20 protein-coding genes are annotated in these 17,732 nt (G+C 43.2%); 14 read left to right on the forward strand and 6 right to left on the reverse strand.

What is annotated here, in order from left to right; genetic code table 11:
• The first annotated feature begins 78 nt into the window (after positions 1 to 78).
• On the forward strand, positions 79 to 1,290 hold the full coding sequence (locus tag LKO26_RS08855; RefSeq protein ID WP_227587571.1) for a type IX secretion system plug protein domain-containing protein: 1,212 nt from the start codon (positions 79 to 81) through the stop codon (positions 1,288 to 1,290).
• A 62-nt stretch (positions 1,291 to 1,352) separates the two neighbouring features.
• Here the strand turns inward: LKO26_RS08855 and hemH are convergent, their stop codons facing one another.
• Together hemH and LKO26_RS08865 are read right to left on the reverse strand one after the other, a co-directional pair.
• On the reverse strand, positions 1,353 to 2,381 hold the full coding sequence (gene hemH, locus LKO26_RS08860; protein ID WP_227587496.1) for a ferrochelatase: 1,029 nt from the start codon (positions 2,379 to 2,381) through the stop codon (positions 1,353 to 1,355).
• 46 nt (positions 2,382 to 2,427) lie between these two features.
• Positions 2,428 to 3,306 carry a NifU family protein gene (locus tag LKO26_RS08865; RefSeq protein WP_227587497.1) on the reverse strand — a complete coding sequence of 293 codons (879 nt, stop codon included), beginning with the start codon at positions 3,304 to 3,306 and terminating at the stop codon, positions 2,428 to 2,430.
• A gap of 112 nt (positions 3,307 to 3,418) precedes the next feature.
• Here LKO26_RS08865 and LKO26_RS08870 point away from each other — a divergent pair, with 112 nt between their 5' ends.
• The gene (locus LKO26_RS08870) at positions 3,419 to 3,934 is read left to right on the forward strand and encodes a gamma carbonic anhydrase family protein (RefSeq protein ID WP_227587498.1); all 516 of its coding nucleotides are present in this window, start codon (positions 3,419 to 3,421) and stop codon (positions 3,932 to 3,934) included.
• 22 nt (positions 3,935 to 3,956) lie between these two features.
• On the forward strand, positions 3,957 to 4,532 hold the full coding sequence (locus tag LKO26_RS08875; protein ID WP_227587499.1) for a GNAT family N-acetyltransferase: 576 nt from the start codon (positions 3,957 to 3,959) through the stop codon (positions 4,530 to 4,532).
• Here LKO26_RS08875 and LKO26_RS08880 read toward each other — a convergent pair.
• A complete protein-coding gene (locus LKO26_RS08880; protein WP_227587500.1) occupies positions 4,505 to 4,981 on the reverse strand; it encodes a hypothetical protein in 477 nt (158 codons plus the stop codon). The two genes, LKO26_RS08875 and LKO26_RS08880, sit on opposite strands and share 28 nt — an antisense overlap.
• A gap of 105 nt (positions 4,982 to 5,086) precedes the next feature.
• Here LKO26_RS08880 and LKO26_RS08885 point away from each other — a divergent pair, with 105 nt between their 5' ends.
• Both LKO26_RS08885 and LKO26_RS08890 read left to right on the forward strand, forming a co-directional pair.
• Positions 5,087 to 7,222 carry a helix-turn-helix domain-containing protein gene (locus LKO26_RS08885; RefSeq protein WP_227587501.1) on the forward strand — a complete coding sequence of 712 codons (2,136 nt, stop codon included), beginning with the start codon at positions 5,087 to 5,089 and terminating at the stop codon, positions 7,220 to 7,222.
• Positions 7,209 to 8,213, forward strand: a complete 1,005-nt coding sequence (locus LKO26_RS08890; RefSeq protein ID WP_227587502.1) for an LLM class flavin-dependent oxidoreductase — start codon at positions 7,209 to 7,211, stop codon at positions 8,211 to 8,213. The genes LKO26_RS08885 and LKO26_RS08890 overlap by 14 nt, the downstream gene beginning before the upstream one ends.
• On the opposite strand, the gene LKO26_RS08895 is transcribed toward LKO26_RS08890, so the two are convergent.
• Positions 8,210 to 8,764, reverse strand: coding sequence for a hypothetical protein (locus LKO26_RS08895; RefSeq protein ID WP_227587503.1), 555 nt, complete (start codon positions 8,762 to 8,764; stop codon positions 8,210 to 8,212). The genes LKO26_RS08890 and LKO26_RS08895 overlap by 4 nt on opposite strands.
• Positions 8,765 to 8,866: 102 nt before the next feature.
• On the reverse strand, positions 8,867 to 9,199 hold the full coding sequence (locus LKO26_RS08900) for a zinc ribbon domain-containing protein YjdM (RefSeq protein ID WP_227587504.1): 333 nt from the start codon (positions 9,197 to 9,199) through the stop codon (positions 8,867 to 8,869).
• A 137-nt stretch (positions 9,200 to 9,336) separates the two neighbouring features.
• On the opposite strand from LKO26_RS08900, the gene lnt reads away from it, so the two are divergent.
• From lnt to LKO26_RS08935, 7 genes are all read left to right on the forward strand, one after another.
• On the forward strand, positions 9,337 to 10,968 hold the full coding sequence (lnt, locus tag LKO26_RS08905) for an apolipoprotein N-acyltransferase (protein WP_227587505.1): 1,632 nt from the start codon (positions 9,337 to 9,339) through the stop codon (positions 10,966 to 10,968).
• Positions 10,965 to 12,170, forward strand: a complete 1,206-nt coding sequence (locus LKO26_RS08910; protein WP_227587506.1) for a hypothetical protein — start codon at positions 10,965 to 10,967, stop codon at positions 12,168 to 12,170. The genes lnt and LKO26_RS08910 overlap by 4 nt, the downstream gene beginning before the upstream one ends.
• 88 nt (positions 12,171 to 12,258) lie before the next feature.
• Complete coding sequence (rpmB, locus tag LKO26_RS08915; protein WP_227587507.1) at positions 12,259 to 12,495, forward strand: 50S ribosomal protein L28; 237 nt, start codon at positions 12,259 to 12,261, stop codon at positions 12,493 to 12,495.
• A gap of 9 nt (positions 12,496 to 12,504) precedes the next feature.
• On the forward strand, positions 12,505 to 12,687 hold the full coding sequence (rpmG, locus tag LKO26_RS08920) for a 50S ribosomal protein L33 (RefSeq protein WP_227587508.1): 183 nt from the start codon (positions 12,505 to 12,507) through the stop codon (positions 12,685 to 12,687).
• A 21-nt stretch (positions 12,688 to 12,708) separates the two neighbouring features.
• The gene (locus LKO26_RS08925) at positions 12,709 to 12,861 is read left to right on the forward strand and encodes a DUF4295 domain-containing protein (protein WP_227587509.1); all 153 of its coding nucleotides are present in this window, start codon (positions 12,709 to 12,711) and stop codon (positions 12,859 to 12,861) included.
• A gap of 131 nt (positions 12,862 to 12,992) precedes the next feature.
• On the forward strand, positions 12,993 to 13,946 hold the full coding sequence (ftsY, locus tag LKO26_RS08930; RefSeq protein ID WP_227587510.1) for a signal recognition particle-docking protein FtsY: 954 nt from the start codon (positions 12,993 to 12,995) through the stop codon (positions 13,944 to 13,946).
• Between the two features lie 120 nt (positions 13,947 to 14,066).
• The gene (locus LKO26_RS08935; protein WP_227587511.1) at positions 14,067 to 14,321 is read left to right on the forward strand and encodes a GlsB/YeaQ/YmgE family stress response membrane protein; all 255 of its coding nucleotides are present in this window, start codon (positions 14,067 to 14,069) and stop codon (positions 14,319 to 14,321) included.
• A 77-nt stretch (positions 14,322 to 14,398) separates the two neighbouring features.
• Here the strand turns inward: LKO26_RS08935 and sppA are convergent, their stop codons facing one another.
• Complete coding sequence (gene sppA, locus LKO26_RS08940) at positions 14,399 to 16,153, reverse strand: signal peptide peptidase SppA (protein ID WP_227587512.1); 1,755 nt, start codon at positions 16,151 to 16,153, stop codon at positions 14,399 to 14,401.
• A 22-nt stretch (positions 16,154 to 16,175) separates the two neighbouring features.
• On the opposite strand from sppA, the gene folK reads away from it, so the two are divergent.
• Together folK and LKO26_RS08950 are read left to right on the forward strand one after the other, a co-directional pair.
• On the forward strand, positions 16,176 to 16,595 hold the full coding sequence (gene folK / locus LKO26_RS08945; protein WP_227587513.1) for a 2-amino-4-hydroxy-6-hydroxymethyldihydropteridine diphosphokinase: 420 nt from the start codon (positions 16,176 to 16,178) through the stop codon (positions 16,593 to 16,595).
• A gap of 16 nt (positions 16,596 to 16,611) precedes the next feature.
• A complete protein-coding gene (locus LKO26_RS08950; protein WP_227587514.1) occupies positions 16,612 to 17,706 on the forward strand; it encodes an OmpA family protein in 1,095 nt (364 codons plus the stop codon).
• Positions 17,707 to 17,732 lie beyond the last annotated feature (26 nt).

Raw genomic sequence — 17,732 nt, forward strand, 5'->3', positions numbered from 1 at the left:
ATGCCCAAAAATACGTTTTTCCCATTGAATAATTCCCTGTGGTTTTCTGATGGCGTAATTTTCGTTATCTTCGTAGGGATGAAATATTTACTCTTTATCTGCATACTATGGGGCACGCTGATTTCTGCTCAGGACATCAGAAGCATACAACTTTTTAATCCCCAAACCAATGACCATACTGCGGTTATCGGCTTTAATGAGAAACTCATTCTTCGCTTTGATGATCTGGCTAATTCCGGAAGAGACTTCCGGTACACCATAAAGCATAAGGACCGCAACTGGAAAGACGACGGATTATTTTTTACGGAATTTGCAAATGGCAGTCTTAACGGTCAGATTACCGATTTCAGATATTCCTTCAATACCTTACAAAAATACACCAATTACACCCTCACATTTCCGAATGAAAGGATGCAACCGAAGATTTCCGGAAACTACGAACTGATTGTATATACGGAATCTGCCAGCCGGCCGCTATTCACAAAGCGATTTTCGGTCATGGAAGAGGGAGCTGCGGTGGGTGTTACGGTAAGCCGCACTCAGGACGCGCGGAATCCGATGATCAATCAGCGGGTAGAAGTTCAGGCTGCAGCGGTGAACAGTTCCATCATTCAGAATGTGAATTCCATCAGTCTGAATGTCATTCAGAACAACAACCAGAATATGGCACTGATGAATCTGAAACCAACTTCAACGCTGGGAAACCGGATTGTTTTTCAGCAAATGAATTTGGCATTTCCCGGAAATATGGAATTTTATCATTTTGACAATAAAATCATGGGGCAGCCCACGGACATGGTGTCGGGAGGTGAAATTATTGAAGGAACCAATTACACCTATCTGTACCCGGTCTGGGCTTATCCGCTGAATTATCAGTTTCAGCCGGATGTAAACGGAGCCTTCTATTTCCGCCGGAATGACCTGGGGACCGAGCGACCGGCAGACAATGAAGCAGATTATTCCTGGGTACATTTCACGCTGGAATCGGATGAGTTCGACAAGAATATTTATGTACTGGGCGGCTTTAATGATTTCGTGCCATCTGCAGAAAACCACATGCAATATGATGCCTCACGGCGGATGTACGTGGCCAAAATCTTTCTGAAACAAGGTTTTTACAATTACATTCTGGCTACGGGAACCCCGGGACAACCTTTAAATTTCGGTGAAATAAACGGAAACTTCTGGCAAACGGAAAATCTGTATCAGGCTTATTTGTATTACACGCCTTTTGGCCGAAACTATGACGGATTACTGGGCTATGGCGAGTTCAGGACGCCCGTACGGTAGCCATTAAAAAAGCCGTTTCATTAGGTCATGAAACAGCTTTGTTCTTTTTAGCATTTTGATCATTAAACCAGATAAAAATTCTCCAGTTCTTCTGCGCAAAGGATTTTCACCACATCAATCCAGCGGTCTTCATCATTCAGACAAGGAATATAGTGAAACTGCTCACCGCCTGCATGAAGAAACTCCTCGCGGCCTTCTACCGAAATCTCTTCCAGTGTTTCCAGACAATCTGAAACGAAAGCCGGACACACAACAGCCAGATTTTTCACACCTTTTTTAGGCAAATTCTCCAGAGTTTCGTCTGTATAAGGTTCAATCCACTTATCATTGCCAAGACGTGACTGGAAAGATACAACTGCCTTCTCCTTGGGAATATTCAATTTTCCGATGACCAGCTCGGTAGTCTTGAAACACTGATGCCGGTAGCAAAAGCTGTGGCTGGGATTGCTTTCCCGGGAGCAGCAATCGTTCAGGTTGCAGGTTTTGGTAGGATCTGTTTTATAGAGATGTCTTTCCGGAACACCATGATAGGAGAACTGAAGGGCATCAAAGTTTGTCGGAAGCTTCTCGCGGATGCTGTCTGCCAGGCATTCTATATAAATATCCCGGTTATAAAAAGGCTGTACGTAATTGATTTTCACCTCAGGGAAAAATCTCTCGCGCACTTCTTCTGCTTTCATCACGACTGTTTCTGTAGTACTCATGGCGTACTGAGGATAGAGCGGAAAAAGCACAATCTCTGTTACACCCTGATCTGCGAGCTTTTGAATGCCCGTTTTGATACTGGGTTCTGCATAGCGCATCCCGATTTCCACCGGAACATCTACCTGTTTCTGTAACTTTTTCTGAATTTTTTCCGTAATGACAATTAACGGTGATCCTTCATCAGTCCATACCGTTTTGTAGGCGGCAGCAGACTTTGGCGGGCGGGTGCGCAGGATAATCCCGCGTACCAGCAGCGACCGGAAAAACCAGCGGTAGTCTATGACCCGCGGATCCATTAAAAATTCGTCCAGATATTCCTTTACATCTTCTACTTCTGTAGATTTTGGCGAACCCAGATTCACCAGTAGTATTCCTTTCTTTGACATTCGGCGTTCTTCCTGCAATATTTTTACTTCGGTATAATGGAATCTCTTATCCGTTTACCGCTTCTACATGTTCTACCAGTTCCGGTACAAACTGTTTCAGAATATTTTCTATACCTCCCTTCAGCGTAGCGGTAGAACTGGGACACCCGGAGCAGGCACCCTGAAGCAGCATTTTAGCAGTTCTGCTGGCTTCATCATATTCAATGAGGGAGATTTTGCCCCCATCACCTTCTACTGCCGGCGCCACATATTCGTTCAGGATATCAGAGATTTTCTGTTCATCATCTGTATAATCACGGTTAATGATTTTCTCTACCGGACTTTCATGTTTCTGAGGTTCCAGATTTGAAATTTCGCCGCCGTTCTGAAGATATTCAGCCACGAAAGCTCTTACCGGCACCATGACCTCATGCCATTCTACAGAATTATCTTTGGTAATCGCCACAAAATTATCTGATACGAAAATTTCTTTTGCAAAAACAAATTCATTAAAAATCGCCTTAGCAAGTGGCACATCACCCGCCTCTTCCCGGGACTTCACCTCCACGAAACCATCTAGCAGCAGTCGGTTTGACACGAACTTCATCACCATCGGATTGGGAGTCATCTCTGCATAAATCTGATACATTTCCCGTTTCTTTTGCACATAAATACGTGGATTGGCCAGCAATTCATCTTCAATCACATTTTTCAGACTTTCTGCCACTACTTCCCATTCTACAGTATCTTGTTTGGCTACCGCAATAAAATTAGCAGTAATAAAAACTCGTTCTACAAACGGGTAATTCAGTAATTCCTGAGCCACAGGTATTTCAGAGATATCTGAACTGCGGTCCAGCTCCAGCGACCCGGGAATCAGTGTGTAGTCTGCTACAAACTTCATCACTTTTGGGTTTTCTGTAGGTTCTATAATGATCTGTCTCATTTTATTTCATTAATTTTGAATTGCAAAAATACGGATTTAAAACCGGCTTTCAGAATCTCATTTTAGATATTCTCAATCCCGTAAAAATCATTTATCAATAATAAAAATCTCTATGGCACTTATTAAAGAACTCCTTGGAAAAACACCGGAAACAGGAGAAAACACTTACCTGGCAGAAACTGCTACTATCATTGGCGACGTAAAAATGGGTAAAGAATGCAGCATCTGGTTCAATGCGGTGATCCGCGGTGATGTACACTCCATCAGACTGGGCGACAAAGTAAATGTACAGGACAATGCCATGCTGCACTGCACATATGAAAAATACCCTCTGAATATCGGCAACAACGTGTCCATAGGTCACAACGCCATTGTTCACGGCTGTACCATTAAGGACAACGTACTTATCGGAATGGGTTCCATTGTCATGGATGATTGTCTCATAGAAAGCAATTCCATTGTAGGAGCAGGTTCTGTAGTAACGCAGGGCACCCATATAAAATCCGGTGAAGTATGGGGTGGAATCCCCGCCAGAAAAATCAAAGATATTTCTTCTGAATTACTGGAAGGAGAAGTGAACCGCATTGCCAATAACTATGTGAAATACTCCGGATGGTATAAAGATTAATATAAACGATGGTCCTTCAAAGATGAATTTCCCGGAACTCCAGACAGAACGGCTTATACTGAACCAACCCCGGGAATCAGACCGGGAAAGCCTGATGTCTTGTCTGAATGCAGATCAGGTATATGCTGAAAACACCCTCAATATTCCGTTTCCTTACCAGAAAAAGGATGCTGATTTTTTCCTGAAGGACATGGTGGCGAAAGGTTTTGAACAGCAGTCACAGATTATCTTTGCCATTCGGAAGATTACAGATGACACCATGACCGGATCAGTAGGACTGCACCTTGCACCGGGGCACCGCCGTGCGGAACTGGGATATTGGCTGGCCAGAGGAGATTGGAATAAAGGATACGTAACCGAGGCGGTAAATGCTGTAATTGAATTCGGATTCACAGAGCTGGATCTCAATAAAATTATTGCCATTTATTACACCACCAATCCGGCATCCGGCAGGATTCTGGAGAAGTGCGGATTTAAATTGGAAGCCCTCCTCCGGCAGGAGTATATGAAAAATGGAAGCCCCAAAGATGCGAACCGGTACGCGATTCTAAGGGAAGATTACAGAGCCACTCACTCAGCGGCTTCGGCGCCATTGTAAAGAAGTACCGCTTTTCCGCCTTCACATTGAATTCCGGACGGCTGCGGTTCTATGGCACAATCTGAAAAGAGGTTTCTTCTTTGATTATACCGGGCAATACGCCTTGTAAACTCCTGAATTTTAGGAATCAGTTCGGTTTCATTGTCCTTATGGTAGGCAATATAGGTCGCCGGTCCGCCACAAGGCTTGGATCCAAGCGGCGAGATGCGCCAGTCTTCTACATCTGTACAGACTTTAGAGCCGGAAATAGAATCTATGGCAGCCCGCAGTCTGCGCAGTCCTTCTGCCTCTTTCTCCAGATCTTCTTCGGCTTCACCGTTTCCGCCGGAAGGACGTTCTGGTTTCAGCGCCACATCTTTGGGCAAGGTTTCGGGGTCTGCAATAGTCTTTGTGGACTTACACCCGGATAAGACAGCGAGGCAAAACAGGATTACGGCGGTTCTTTTCATACTGATAAAACGTGTTGTAGCGAAAATAATTTCAAAATTAATGAAAAATACACGAAGAAGAGCCAACAGATTTCTGCAGAGATAAATTTTACCTAATTTTACGGAATGAATCAGCAATTATTTGAACTTGCAGAACATACCAACCGGAGCATTTTTCTTACAGGCAAGGCAGGCACAGGAAAAACGACATTCCTGAATGATTTCGTGCGAAAAACCCATAAGAAACACATTGTGGTAGCACCTACGGGAATTGCCGCCATCAATGCAGGCGGGGTTACTATCCATTCCATGTTCGGCCTGCCGCTGCGCACTTTTTTGCCCACTACAGAACGGATAGATGGTACTTATGCCAATAATATTGCCGATCTTATGCATCATTTCAAGTACCGGAAAGATAAAATAAAATTACTCCGGGAGATTGAAATTATTATTATTGATGAGGTTTCCATGCTGCGTGCAGATGTGCTGGATATGATGGACTTCTCCCTGCGCCACGTACGCAGGAATCAGCAGAAATTCGGCGGGGTGCAGATGCTTTTTATTGGCGACCTGTATCAGCTGCCACCCGTAGTACGGGATGAAAACCTGCTGAGGCAATATTATGATTCGCCCTTCTTTTTTGACAGTTATGCGCTGAAGGAATTGCCGCTCATCACTCTGGAACTCACCACCGTTTACCGGCAGAAGGATGAAAAATTCCTGGAAATACTCAATGAAATACGCGATGGCGAAATACGCGACATAGACTTCGACGCCCTGAACGAACGGTACATTCCGGATTTCGAACCTACCGATGAGGCGTATGTCTATCTCACCTCTCATAACCGGATGGCAGACGACATCAATCAAAAAAAACTCACTGCCCTTACCGGTAAATCTTACTCCTATAAAGCCGATATTATAGGCGATTTTAATGAAAATCAGTATCCGAATGATGAAACCATTGAACTGAAAACGGGCGCACAGATCATGTTCATCCGCAATGATGCGAGCCAGGAAAAAAAATACTTTAATGGTAAACTGGCAGAAGTGATTGACCTCACTGAAAAAGAAATTACCGTACTCATTGACGGCGATCCTGAACCCTATACCCTGAAAAAAGAAATCTGGGAGCAGAAACGCTACACCCTAAAGCCGGATAAAACCATTGAAGAAGAAATACTGGGCAGTTTCCGCCAATTTCCGGTGCGGCTGGCCTGGGCGGTGACCATTCACAAATCACAGGGACTCACTTTTGACCGGTTAATTATTGACGCCGGAAAATCCTTTGCAGCAGGACAAGTCTATGTAGCACTCTCCCGCTGCCGTACGCTGGAAGGAATCGTTTTGAAATCCAGAATTACACCCGATGTCATTTTTGCGAACCGCACCGTGTCCAGATTTCAGGATGAAACCCATGCCAACCATCGGGTGCAGGAAATCCTTAACGCAGAAAAATATGACTACAGCATTGAAAAAATCATCCAAAAACTGCATTGTCCGTGGATACTGCCGGCTCTGAACTCATGGCACAAAACTGCCGTAGCAAGCAGAGTGGCCGATACTGAAAAGGCTCAGTTCCTGTACAGTGCCATCAAACCTGAAACAGAAAACCTGACCGCTATTTTTGAAAAATTTGAAAAAATCATCCGGCAGAAAACACATAAATTCGTGTCCGGAGAGGAAGAGTGGAGTGCCGTAGAAGACAAAGCAAAGGGCGCTGTAAATTTTTTCTTTACCGCAATCTCAGCAAAGATTTTTCAGCCTTTGCTCAGTTTTTATGCGGAAACCAAAGGGGTAAAAGGCGCCAAACAATACAATGAGGATTTCCGTGTTTTTCTGGATGATCTGGAAGATTACCTGAAGGATCTGAAAACCCTCCGTCTGCTGGACACCGCACTTTTTGATAAAAATAATGAAGTGGAAATCACCACAAAAGTCGCAAAGGTTCCCTCACACATTCTTACCTTTCAGTTATTTGAAGAAGGCAAAACCATTCCAGAAATTGCCCGTGAACGGGGTCTGGTGCCGGAAACCATCTATGGGCATCTGGCAAAATTTGCCTCTCAGGGCCTGCTGGATCTGGACCGGGTCATCGCCCGGGAGAAAATGGAAGCTTTTCGTCAGGAATTTGAAAACGGAACCGGACACGACAATCTGAACAGCTGGAAACAGGCATTGCCACTGCCATTTGAGTTCTATGAAATCCGGATTCTACTGAACCATTACACCTTTTTAAAAGAAAAAAATGAAACCGTTTGATATTTCAGTGCTGGATCTGGCACCGGTAAAGATGAACCGCACCATCCACGAGACCTTTCAGGAAAGTCTGGACCTGGCACGCTTTTCCGAATCCCTCAACTATAAAAGATTCTGGCTGGCAGAACACCACAATATGGAAAGCATTGCCAGTTCTGCCACTTCTGTACTCATCAGTTATATTGCCAATGGTACTTCCAGAATCCGAGTAGGTTCGGGTGGTGTAATGCTGCCCAATCACAGTTCACTGGTAATTGCCGAACAGTTCGGAACGCTGGAGACTCTTTTCCCCGGCAGAATAGATCTGGGTGTGGGCAGAGCGCCGGGCACAGACGGACTCACTGCGAAAGCGCTGGGCCGAAACCCGATGATCATCAACGAACAATTTCCCAGACAGATCCGGGAATTACAGCGCTATTTTTCTGCAGAAAATTCCGGAAGTGCCGTAAGAGCCATCCCGGGCGAAGGCTGCGACATCCCTCTTTACGTATTGGGATCCAGTACAGACAGTGCCTGGCTGGCTGCGGATTTTGGACTTCCATATGCATTTGCAGGACACTTTGCACCAGAAATGATGATGCAGGCATTTCAGATTTACAAAGAGAATTACCAGCCCAGCGAGGGATTTCCAGAGCCTTTTATCATAGTCTGTGTGAATGGAATTGCTGCAGATACGGACGACGAGGCTCAGCGCCTGGCCACTACTCTGTATCAGGCCTTTGTGAATCTCATCAGAAATGACCGCAAACCCTATGCACCGCCGGTAGATGATATGGACGACATCTGGAATCCGATGGAGAAAGCGGGGGTGTTGCAGAAACTGCGCTACAGTTTTATAGGCAGCGAAGAAACCGTGAAAAATCAGATGCAAAAATTCCAGGAAAGGTTTGGGGTAGATGAAATCATGTTCACCGCTCACATCTATGAGCATGAAGCCAGAAAAAAATCCTATGAGATACTGAAAAACGCAGCGAATGCACTGCCTTTTGGTTAATAGTAATTAGTATTGTTAATGATATTCTGATAGTTGGATTCGGAGAGCAGACCTCTCTGATAATAACCTTTCAAAATATTTTTGAAACCCATCAGGTTATTGTCCCGGGTTTGCTCAAAGGTCACCGAAATTTGTTCGCCGCTTTTCAGCTTCACAATAAATTCATTGCCAATTCCTTTGGAAACGTGTCCGCGAAAATCTCCTTTGACATCATTCCCGATAAATCTCATTCTTTCCAGTTCGTCCAATCGTAAAGTCTGATCATTTACCACAATTTCATTTTCACGGATTTCCAGCATGCCGGCCAGGCTTGCTTTCTTTTTTCCTTTAAACAGAATATAATTAAGTGCCGATAACAAAAACAGGGCTATTAAAACCATATTCAGCGTAAAAGTAGTTTCCAGAAAAGTGTCCTTCTGTCTGTAGAACTGAGGAAACAAAGCAAGAATCAGCAATCCTGCGATGGCTAAAACATCCAGAATAATAAAAAAGAACAATATTTTGCCGAGGGTAAAGTTTGTTTTTTTGATACCCTGAAAGGTTCTGAACATCAGCTTAATATTTTAATGTATGATTAATGGATTATATAAAGTGGAAATCAAACATTTCATGAAATACCGGGTTTTTCCTTCCAGACAAATCAAGGAAAATCGTTATGCTTTCTTCACAAATTCAGATTTCAGCGCCATAGATCCGAAGCCGTCAATCTTGCAATCAATATTATGGTCTGAATCCGGACGCAGTCTGATGTTTTTCACTTTGGTTCCCGCTTTCACAGGCTTGGGAGCACCTTTCACCGGCAAATCTTTTATCACTACTACACTGTCGCCATTCTGAAGCACATTCCCATTGCTGTCTATCACAGCATCTTCATCTGTGATTTCTGCCGGATCCCATTCATGGAAACACTGCGAACAAACCTGCAAATTATCCTGTTCATAGGTGAATTCCGAATTACATTTAGGGCACAAAACTGTATCACTCATTGCGTTAATTTTTTTGATGCACAAAGATAGTGCTTTATTCGGAAACGGAACTGAATATTTGCTTCCGGTGGCCTGTCTCTCATTTAAAAACAGTACTTTTGAGGTACTGAAATTTGATTTTCAAAAGTCAAGCATTTATGAAATATTTACTACCGGCACTTATCTCCGGGCTTCTGCTCAGCATTTCGTGGCCCACTTTCGGCATCCCTTTTTTCATTTTCTTCGCACTGGTCCCCCTTCTGATGGCAGAACACAGTTTAACCAGATTTTCAGGGATCAAAAGGAAAGGCTGGGCGGTTTTCGGGATGTCGTACCTTACCTTTCTGATCTGGAATATCGTGACCACCGGCTGGCTTTACGGCTCCAAAAATCCGGACGGTTCCCATTCCATCGCAGCAGTAGTAATCCCCGTTCTGGCCAACTCCCTGTTGTATTCCCTGGTTTTCATCCTGTATCACTGGTACAAAAGAGCACAGGGAACCTATTGGGGTCTGGCGTTTTTTGTGGCCATCTGGATGTCTTTTGAAAAATTCCATCTGGGCTGGGAACTTACCTGGCCGTGGCTGAATCTGGGCAATGTATTTTCCGATTACCCGAAACTCATACAGTGGTACGATACCCTGGGTGCTACCGGTGGCAGTTTCTGGATTTTACTGATTAATGTGTACATTTTTTATACCGTAAGAACTTGGGAGGCAGGCCGTGTGAGGAAAGATCTTATCAAAAATCTCTCCGTCATTGCAGCCGGCATTCTGATTCCGTTTGGGATTTCACTGGCAAAATACTATTCGTTTAACGAAAAACCATCGGGACAAATCAGTGTACTGCTGCTGCAGCCGGAACTGGATCCCTATACCGAAAAATACAGCAAAGACAGTACTCAGATCCTGAATGAACTGCTTACGTTAGCCACAGAACATTCAAAAAACGGACACATAGACTACTTCATTGGCCCGGAAACCTCCCTGCCTGGCTATGGTTCAATTTCTGAAACGGGCATGAACCAAAGCAGCCTGCTGAATGCTGTACGGGATTTTATGCGAGCCAAACCGGGATCTATTTTCGCAACGGGCATCTCCTCTCATCAGTTTTTTGCAGAAGGAACCAACATTCCAAAAAATGCCTACCAGATTGGAAGCGGCACATGGGTTGAAAGCTACAATACCGCCATACAGATTGAACCTGACCGCCCTATACAGGTCTATCACAAGGGAAAACTGGTACCCGGGGTTGAAATTTTTCCGTACATCAACACGCTGAAACCTGTTCTGGGCGATGCCATGATTAATCTGGGAGGCACGGTAGCATCTCTGGGAACAGACGAAGAGCGTAAAGTTTTTGGCAATAATTTCAATCCGGGAAAACTGGCACCCATCATTTGTTATGAAAGTATTTATGGAGAATTTACAGCAGAATTTGTGAAAAACGGAGCCAATTTTCTTGCAATCATGACCAATGACAGTTGGTGGGGCGTCACCCAGGGACACAAACAACTGCTGTCTTATGCAAAACTGCGGGCTATTGAAACCCGCCGGGAAATTGCACGGTCAGCCAACAGCGGGATTTCAGCACACATCAATGCACAAGGGGAAACAGAAGCAGACACCTTATACGGAGACCAGACGGCACTCTATGCCAAAATAAACCTGTACGACGGTGAAACATTCTATGTCCGTACCGGCGATTTGCTTTCGCGATTCAGTATTTTCGCGCTTGGATTTCTGGTGTTTTATACCCTCATCAGTAAAATCCGGGAGAAGAAAAAATGAAAACCTTCTTTCTGAAATACAAATATCCGGTCACCTTTCTGCTGTATATATTCCTGATTACCTATCTGAGCCGGAATGCAGAACTTGTATTTGAATGGGTGATCATCATGCGGGATTTTGACATCCATGGAGACTATTACTATTACGGAAAACCCACCGCACATATGCCACCGCTGTATCCTTATTATTTACTGGTGGTTCAGAGCATAAGCCCAGCAGATTACTGGACCGTGGTATCCTGTATTATTCAATCGGTCATTTATTTCTTTTCGGTGAAATTCCTCACGCAGACCTTTGAGAAGCTGACCCCAAAAGCAGGGAACTTCTATCCGGCATTTGCCGCATTACTGTTTTTTCCGCCCATTCTTACAGGACTTACCAAAATAAGTTCATTTGCACTTACCGTGTCCATATTCTGCATATTCATTGGGTTGATTGTGAGAGTCAACAGCTGTTTCAGCAGAAGAACAGTAATCTTCACCGCAGTCATCTCTGTTTTGGGAATGTACATCCGGTATGAGTTTATTTTTTTAATGCTTTTTTCTGCCATGCTGCTGGCTGCTCATCAGAAAATCAAAATCCGGCAGGCAATTCTGGTTTTGCCGTTCGTTTTTCTTGTTTATCTGCCGTGGTGCATCCGGAACTATCAAAAAATTGGTGTCTTTCATTACTCCACTTCTTTAAATTACAATTTTGCCAAAGGCAATCATGTGCGATACAATGTCTTATCCAGTGCCAACCTGCCCTACGACCCTCAGAAAGACCTAGTTCCTACAGATGATTACTTACGGGAACACTTTCACAGCGAAAAGGAGATTGATGCCTATATGGAATCCCTGGGCAAACAATTTACATCAGAACACCGGTCACTGTTTCTCGTAAATTCCCTTAAAAAAATTGGGATAAACTTTACCAACTATTACCCTGGCAATTATAATTTTTCCGGCTCCGTAATCAGTTGGTTGTATGCGGGATTTCTTACTGCTTTCAACTTGCTTTTTCTGTTTGCTCTTGCAATACGGCTGAGGGAAAAATCATTCATAACCATTTTTACAGGCGTACTGTTCTTGTTCTTTCTGATTTTCTATTCTGTGGCACCACTTCCCCGGTACTACCTGCTCTATTTCCCTGTCTTTTTCCTGTTTGTCTATCAGCACGTTAGTCTGCACCGGCACGTAAGGATCCTGAATAAAAATTCATGAAAAATAATTCATAAAAGTTTGCCTATAACAAAAATTCTTCGTTATTTTGCACTCTCAAATATTTAGTAGTTAAAAAGAACATCGAGATATGTCAAGAATTTGCCAAATAACAGGAAAGCGTGCGATGGTAGGAAACAATGTTTCTCACGCTAATAACAAAACGAAGCGTCGTTTTGAAATTAACTTATTGGAGAAGAAGTTTTACCTTCCGGAGCAGGAAAAGTCTGTAACGCTGAAAGTTTCTGCACACGGATTGAGAATCATCAACAGGATTGGTATTGAAGAAGCAATAGAAAGAGCAACAAGAAACGGTTTTATTAAATAATAAGCAATCATGGCAAAAAAAGGAAACAGAGTACAGGTAATCCTGGAATGTACAGAGCATAAGGAAACTGGTGTTGCCGGAATGAGCAGATACATCACGACCAAAAATAAAAAGAACACGACCGAAAGAATGGAATTGAAAAAATACAATCCTATTCTGAAGAAATACACGGTTCACAAAGAAATTAAATAATCCAGATAAAGATATTTTACCATGGCAAAGAAAGTTGTAGCAACACTGAAAGACGGATCATCCAAGAAGATGACCAAAGTGGTGAAAATGATCAAATCTCCTAAGACAGGAGCCTACATTTTCGAAGAAAAAGTAATGAACGCTGATGATGTAGATGCTTTCTTAAAGAAATAACACATCTAAACGTAAGGATATAAAACTACTCAATTTTTGGGTAGTTTTTTTGTTATCTTTGTTTCCGCATGCAGCAGACCTCACCATCAGCACAGTATCCTGCATTCCCATTAAAAATCTAACAACACCTTATGAGTTGGTTTAAAAAAATATTTAATAAAGAAGAAAAAGAAACCCTGGATCAGGGTCTGGAAAAATCTAACCGTGGATTTTTTGAAAAAATATCCAAAGCGGTTGTCGGAAAATCCAAAGTAGATGATGAAGTTCTGGATGACCTGGAAGAAATTCTGATCAGCTCTGATGTAGGAGCGGCTACCACCATTAAAATCATAGAACGCATAGAAGAACGCGTGGCCCGGGACAAATATGTAGGAACTGACGAACTGGACAAAATCCTGCGCGAGGAAATCACCGGACTGCTTCTGCAAAACCCGCATGCCGGCACCGGAAATATAGACCACAGCAAAAAACCATATGTCATTATGGTGGTGGGCGTCAATGGCGTAGGAAAGACCACAACAATAGGGAAACTGGCTCATCAGTTTAAAAGTGAAGGAAAATCTGTAGTACTGGGTGCCGCAGATACCTTCCGGGCGGCTGCCGTAGACCAACTGGTGATCTGGAGTGAGCGCGTGGGCGTGCCTGTTGTAAAACAGGGAATGGGCTCAGACCCCGCTTCCGTAGCCTTTGACACCGTACAAAGTGCGGTGGCCAATCAGGCCGATGTAGTCATTATAGACACCGCAGGGAGACTCCATAATAAAGTAAACCTCATGAACGAGCTGACCAAAATAAAACGGGTCATGCAAAAAGTAATTCCCGATGCTCCCCACGAGATCCTTCTGGTACTGGACGGCTCTACCGGCCAGAATGCTTTTGAGCAGGCAAAACAGTTTACCGCAGCTACCGAAGTCAGCGCACTGGCCGTAACCAAACTGGACGGAACAGCCAAGGGCGGCGTGGTAATAGGAATATCTGATCAGTTTCAGATTCCGGTAAAATATATAGGTGTAGGAGAAAAAATGACGGATCTGCAACTCTTTAACGGGGAACAATTCGTAGATTCTTTCTTCACAAGAAAGTGATTTTTAAAATTTCTCCATTTTCTTATAAGATTTCAATTAAATATTTTAGGATTAAAAAAAAGGCCTAACTTTAGCTTACTAAAATCACAAAATATTACTAACATTTAAAAATTTAAAATTATGGGAATTTTCACTTGGATTATCTTCGGATTGATTGCAGGGGCTTTAGCCAAATTAATTATGCCAGGAAACCAGAACATGGGTTGGCTGATGACCATTATCCTCGGAATTATAGGTGCTTATGTAGGCGCTTTTGTAGGCCAGCTGCTGGGAATGGGAGACGTCACCGGATTTAATTTCGGAAGCATGGCGCTGGCCGTGGTCGGGGCACTGATTATATTATGGATATACGGACTGGCCACCAAACGGAGTTAGTATTTCCAATCTAAAAGTTAAAAATCCTCTCTGCACATTTGCAAAGAGGATTTTTTTGTAAGCCATACCGGAAGGGTTTACTGCAGTTTGATCTGATAAGGCATGCCCATCATGACAACGCTTTGTAATTTAGGATCGGTTACCCGCTCGAACAATTCATAATTCTCCTTCCCTATTTTTCTACTGATAATTCTGGCAGCAACTTCATTTTCCTCAAAATCTTTCAGAAATATCTCGAACTGCGATCTCTTTTTCGGGAATGCAGATACGTTATAATCTGACACCTTCGCTTGCTTGGCTGCATAAGCGATGGCATCATTCAGTGTACCCAGTTCATCTACCAGCCCCAGTTCTTTTGCGCGGGTACCGGACCATACACGGCCGCCGCCAACTTCATCTATCTGCTGGAAACTTTTCTTTCTGTTTTGAGTAACAAAATGCACAAACCGGTTATAGGTGCCTTCCACACTTTGGGTCAGAATACTCACCGTACCCGGAGAAAGACCATTAATCATGGAAATATGATTGGAATTGGCATTCGTAGTGACTGCGTGGGTATAAATCCCATTTTTATTGGCCGCTTCTTTCAAATAAGGAATCATTCCAAACACCCCAATGGAACCTGTGAGCGTATTCTTTTCTGAATAGATTTTATCTGCAGCCATGGCAATATAATACCCGCCAGATGCCGCATAATCTCCAAATGAAACCACCACCGGTTTTTTCTTTTTCAGTTTTTGCATTTCAAATAAAATCTCATCTGAAGCGTTGGCACTTCCGCCCGGCGAATTGATGCGCAGCACGACTGCTTTTACATTCTTATCCTCGGCAAGACTCTGAATTTCTTTTACAAAATTTTCCGCATAGATACCGTCATACCCTTCACCCCCATAGATGGCTCCGGATGCATAAAGAACCGCTACCTGGTTATCTTTTTTACCTTTATCACTAAAGGAGCTGATGTATTTTGAAATGGAAATTCTGTTCAGATCCTTATCCTCTTTCACTTTAAGTTTCTGTTTCAGCAAATCATTATATTCAGATTTCTGAACCAGCTTGTCTGCCAGTTTATGCTTGATACTGAGTTCGGGAATCACACCATACAGACTATCCACTACAGTTTTGAAATCATTCTGATGGATTTTTCGGGAAGCTGAAATTTTGGAGGCAGTATCACTCCAGATATCATTGAGGATAGTGGACAACTGCTCGCGGTTTTCCGGTGACATATCATCCCGCATATAAGGTTCTACTGCAGATTTGTACTTTCCGTGGCGGATAATCTCCAGCCCGATGCCATACTTCTCTGCAAAACTCTTCATATACATGACCTCTGCAGAAAGACCTTTCAGTTCTATGCCGCCTGCCGGATGCAGGTAATACTGGTCTGCCACAGATCCCAGATAATAGGCAGCCTGAGACACATTATTGCCATATGCAGTTACAAACTTTCCGGATTTTTTAAAATCTTCCAGTGCGGCACGCACATCATCCAGCTGGGTGATTCCTGCACTGATGAAATCTGTTTCTATGCTGATTCCTTTAATTTTATCATCAGATTTAGCTTTCTTAATTGCTTCTACCACATCATAAACCATGACATTATTATTCTTGCTCTGAAAAGAAAATATGCCTGCCTGCCCATCATTAGGACCATCTACAATACTCGTATGATAATCCAGTGTGAGCACCGAATCTTTCTTCACATGTGCCTTTTTATTGCCGGTGGCAGCACTCATGAGCATCAGAACTGTAAAAAAAATAAAGAAAATACCGCCCAAGAGCAAGATTGCCACGATATTTGCTGCTACATTTCGAATAAAATTTTTCATTATATTTAATTGATTTCAACATATGTCGCAACAAACAGCCATTTTGTTACTCGGAAGTAATTTGGGTGACGTTAAAAAAAACATAGATACTGCGGTTCAGCAAATTGAAAACAGCGGATGTGTTATATTAAATAAAAGTAAATATCTTATAAATAAACCCGTTGAATTTGACAGTATTAATTATTTTTGTAATATTGCAATATCAATAAATACGCAGCATTCGCCCATGCAGCTACTTTCAAAATTAAAGAAAATTGAGCAGGATATGGGCAGAATAAGCGATTCTGCTGCGTCCGGACACTATACAGACCGTATCATCGACATTGATATAGTTTCCATAAACAAATTGACTTTTTCTTGTGAAAAACTTAAAATCCCTCATCACAAGCATTTGTATGAGCGTAAGTTTTCCAGAGAGTTGATTGAAGAATTGGGTATGTAACCAAAAAACATAACGTATGAAATTAATTTTATTAGCCTTAGTATCTTTGCCTATAGGGATGTATGCACAAGATAGTATAGCTTTAGCGCAGACTGAATACCCAAACACGTATTCATCTGGATCGGCTTACGTTCAAAAGTTTGATAATTCCGCCAGAAGATTTAATGACTGGTCTGTATCTGTAGGGGGTGGCGCTGCCTTTTTGCCTCATGCGGATCTCACCTCATTCTATGACGGAAAAGTAAACTGGGGCTGGACTGCTTATGCCGGCCTGAACAAGCAAATCACCCATACTTTCGGCATGGGATTGCAGTATCAGGTAGGCCAGACCAACCAGCAGGGAATGCTGAGCGGCCAGGAAGGAGTTCTGGCTGGCGTAGCAGATGCCTGGACAAAGTTTCATCAGATCTCTCTGATGGGCGATGTAAATTTCTCTAATTTACTAAGACGCGTAGACAATCATTCACCTTACAGATGGGCCTTTCACGGCTATGCCGGGATTGGTTTTCAGAAGTACAAAACCTTGCTGATTGATCAGAATGCATCCAGATGGAATGACCACCCGCCCCGGGTACCAATTGAAATTGATCAGGATTTTGCAGTCGGGTCATTGTTCTTTCAGGGAGGCCTGGGCGTAAAATACAAAGTATCTAAACTGATTGACATAGAAGCGCGCACCATGTACATCATTACCGGCGATGAAGAATTTGACGGTGGTGGATGGACCAGAGAGCAGGCTCCTATCGTTAATTATAATATGCTGAATGATTCTTTTTCAGACAATATGTGGACGGCAACCCTTGGCCTGAACTTCAAGCTGGGGAACAAACTTTCTCATCTGGCATGGCATGACCCACTGCAGGAAGCATACGGCAGAATCAATACCTTGGAAAACATTCCGGTGGAATTTGAAGTTTGTGAAAGCGGCGACGGCGATAATGACGGCGTTTGCGATGACTGGGACAGACAACTGGATACACCAGCAGGAGCCAGAGTTGACGGCGCAGGTGTGGCCCTGGATATGGACCTGGACGGTGTCATAGATCTTTACGACAAATGTGTAACCGTACCCGGACCCGTAGAAAACGACGGATGTCCTACAAATCAATAATTACCACTACAAACATTAAATAAAAT

Source organism: Chryseobacterium sp. MFBS3-17 (assembly GCF_020687745.1).
Classification (GTDB): Bacteria; Bacteroidota; Bacteroidia; order Flavobacteriales; family Weeksellaceae; genus Marnyiella.

Bases quoted from the DNA above. Each gene is read 5' to 3' on its own strand.
- hemH (WP_227587496.1), bottom strand. From the start codon at position 2,381: ATGTCAAAGAAAGGAATACTACTGGTGAATCTGGGTTCGCCAAAATCT.
- LKO26_RS08950 (WP_227587514.1), top strand. From the start codon at position 16,612: ATGAAATTAATTTTATTAGCCTTAGTATCTTTGCCTATAGGGATGTAT.
- rpmG (WP_227587508.1), top strand. From the start codon at position 12,505: ATGGCAAAAAAAGGAAACAGAGTACAGGTAATCCTGGAATGTACAGAG.
- LKO26_RS08910 (WP_227587506.1), top strand. From the start codon at position 10,965: ATGAAAACCTTCTTTCTGAAATACAAATATCCGGTCACCTTTCTGCTG.
- LKO26_RS08875 (WP_227587499.1), top strand. From the start codon at position 3,957: ATGAATTTCCCGGAACTCCAGACAGAACGGCTTATACTGAACCAACCC.
- sppA (WP_227587512.1), bottom strand. From the start codon at position 16,153: ATGAAAAATTTTATTCGAAATGTAGCAGCAAATATCGTGGCAATCTTG.
- LKO26_RS08895 (WP_227587503.1), bottom strand. From the start codon at position 8,764: ATGTTCAGAACCTTTCAGGGTATCAAAAAAACAAACTTTACCCTCGGC.
- rpmB (WP_227587507.1), top strand. From the start codon at position 12,259: ATGTCAAGAATTTGCCAAATAACAGGAAAGCGTGCGATGGTAGGAAAC.
- lnt (WP_227587505.1), top strand. From the start codon at position 9,337: ATGAAATATTTACTACCGGCACTTATCTCCGGGCTTCTGCTCAGCATT.
- LKO26_RS08870 (WP_227587498.1), top strand. From the start codon at position 3,419: ATGGCACTTATTAAAGAACTCCTTGGAAAAACACCGGAAACAGGAGAA.
- LKO26_RS08885 (WP_227587501.1), top strand. From the start codon at position 5,087: ATGAATCAGCAATTATTTGAACTTGCAGAACATACCAACCGGAGCATT.
- LKO26_RS08925 (WP_227587509.1), top strand. From the start codon at position 12,709: ATGGCAAAGAAAGTTGTAGCAACACTGAAAGACGGATCATCCAAGAAG.
- LKO26_RS08865 (WP_227587497.1), bottom strand. From the start codon at position 3,306: ATGAGACAGATCATTATAGAACCTACAGAAAACCCAAAAGTGATGAAG.
- LKO26_RS08890 (WP_227587502.1), top strand. From the start codon at position 7,209: ATGAAACCGTTTGATATTTCAGTGCTGGATCTGGCACCGGTAAAGATG.
- LKO26_RS08880 (WP_227587500.1), bottom strand. From the start codon at position 4,981: ATGAAAAGAACCGCCGTAATCCTGTTTTGCCTCGCTGTCTTATCCGGG.
- ftsY (WP_227587510.1), top strand. From the start codon at position 12,993: ATGAGTTGGTTTAAAAAAATATTTAATAAAGAAGAAAAAGAAACCCTG.
- LKO26_RS08900 (WP_227587504.1), bottom strand. From the start codon at position 9,199: ATGAGTGATACAGTTTTGTGCCCTAAATGTAATTCGGAATTCACCTAT.
- folK (WP_227587513.1), top strand. From the start codon at position 16,176: ATGTCGCAACAAACAGCCATTTTGTTACTCGGAAGTAATTTGGGTGAC.
- LKO26_RS08935 (WP_227587511.1), top strand. From the start codon at position 14,067: ATGGGAATTTTCACTTGGATTATCTTCGGATTGATTGCAGGGGCTTTA.
- LKO26_RS08855 (WP_227587571.1), top strand. From the start codon at position 79: ATGAAATATTTACTCTTTATCTGCATACTATGGGGCACGCTGATTTCT.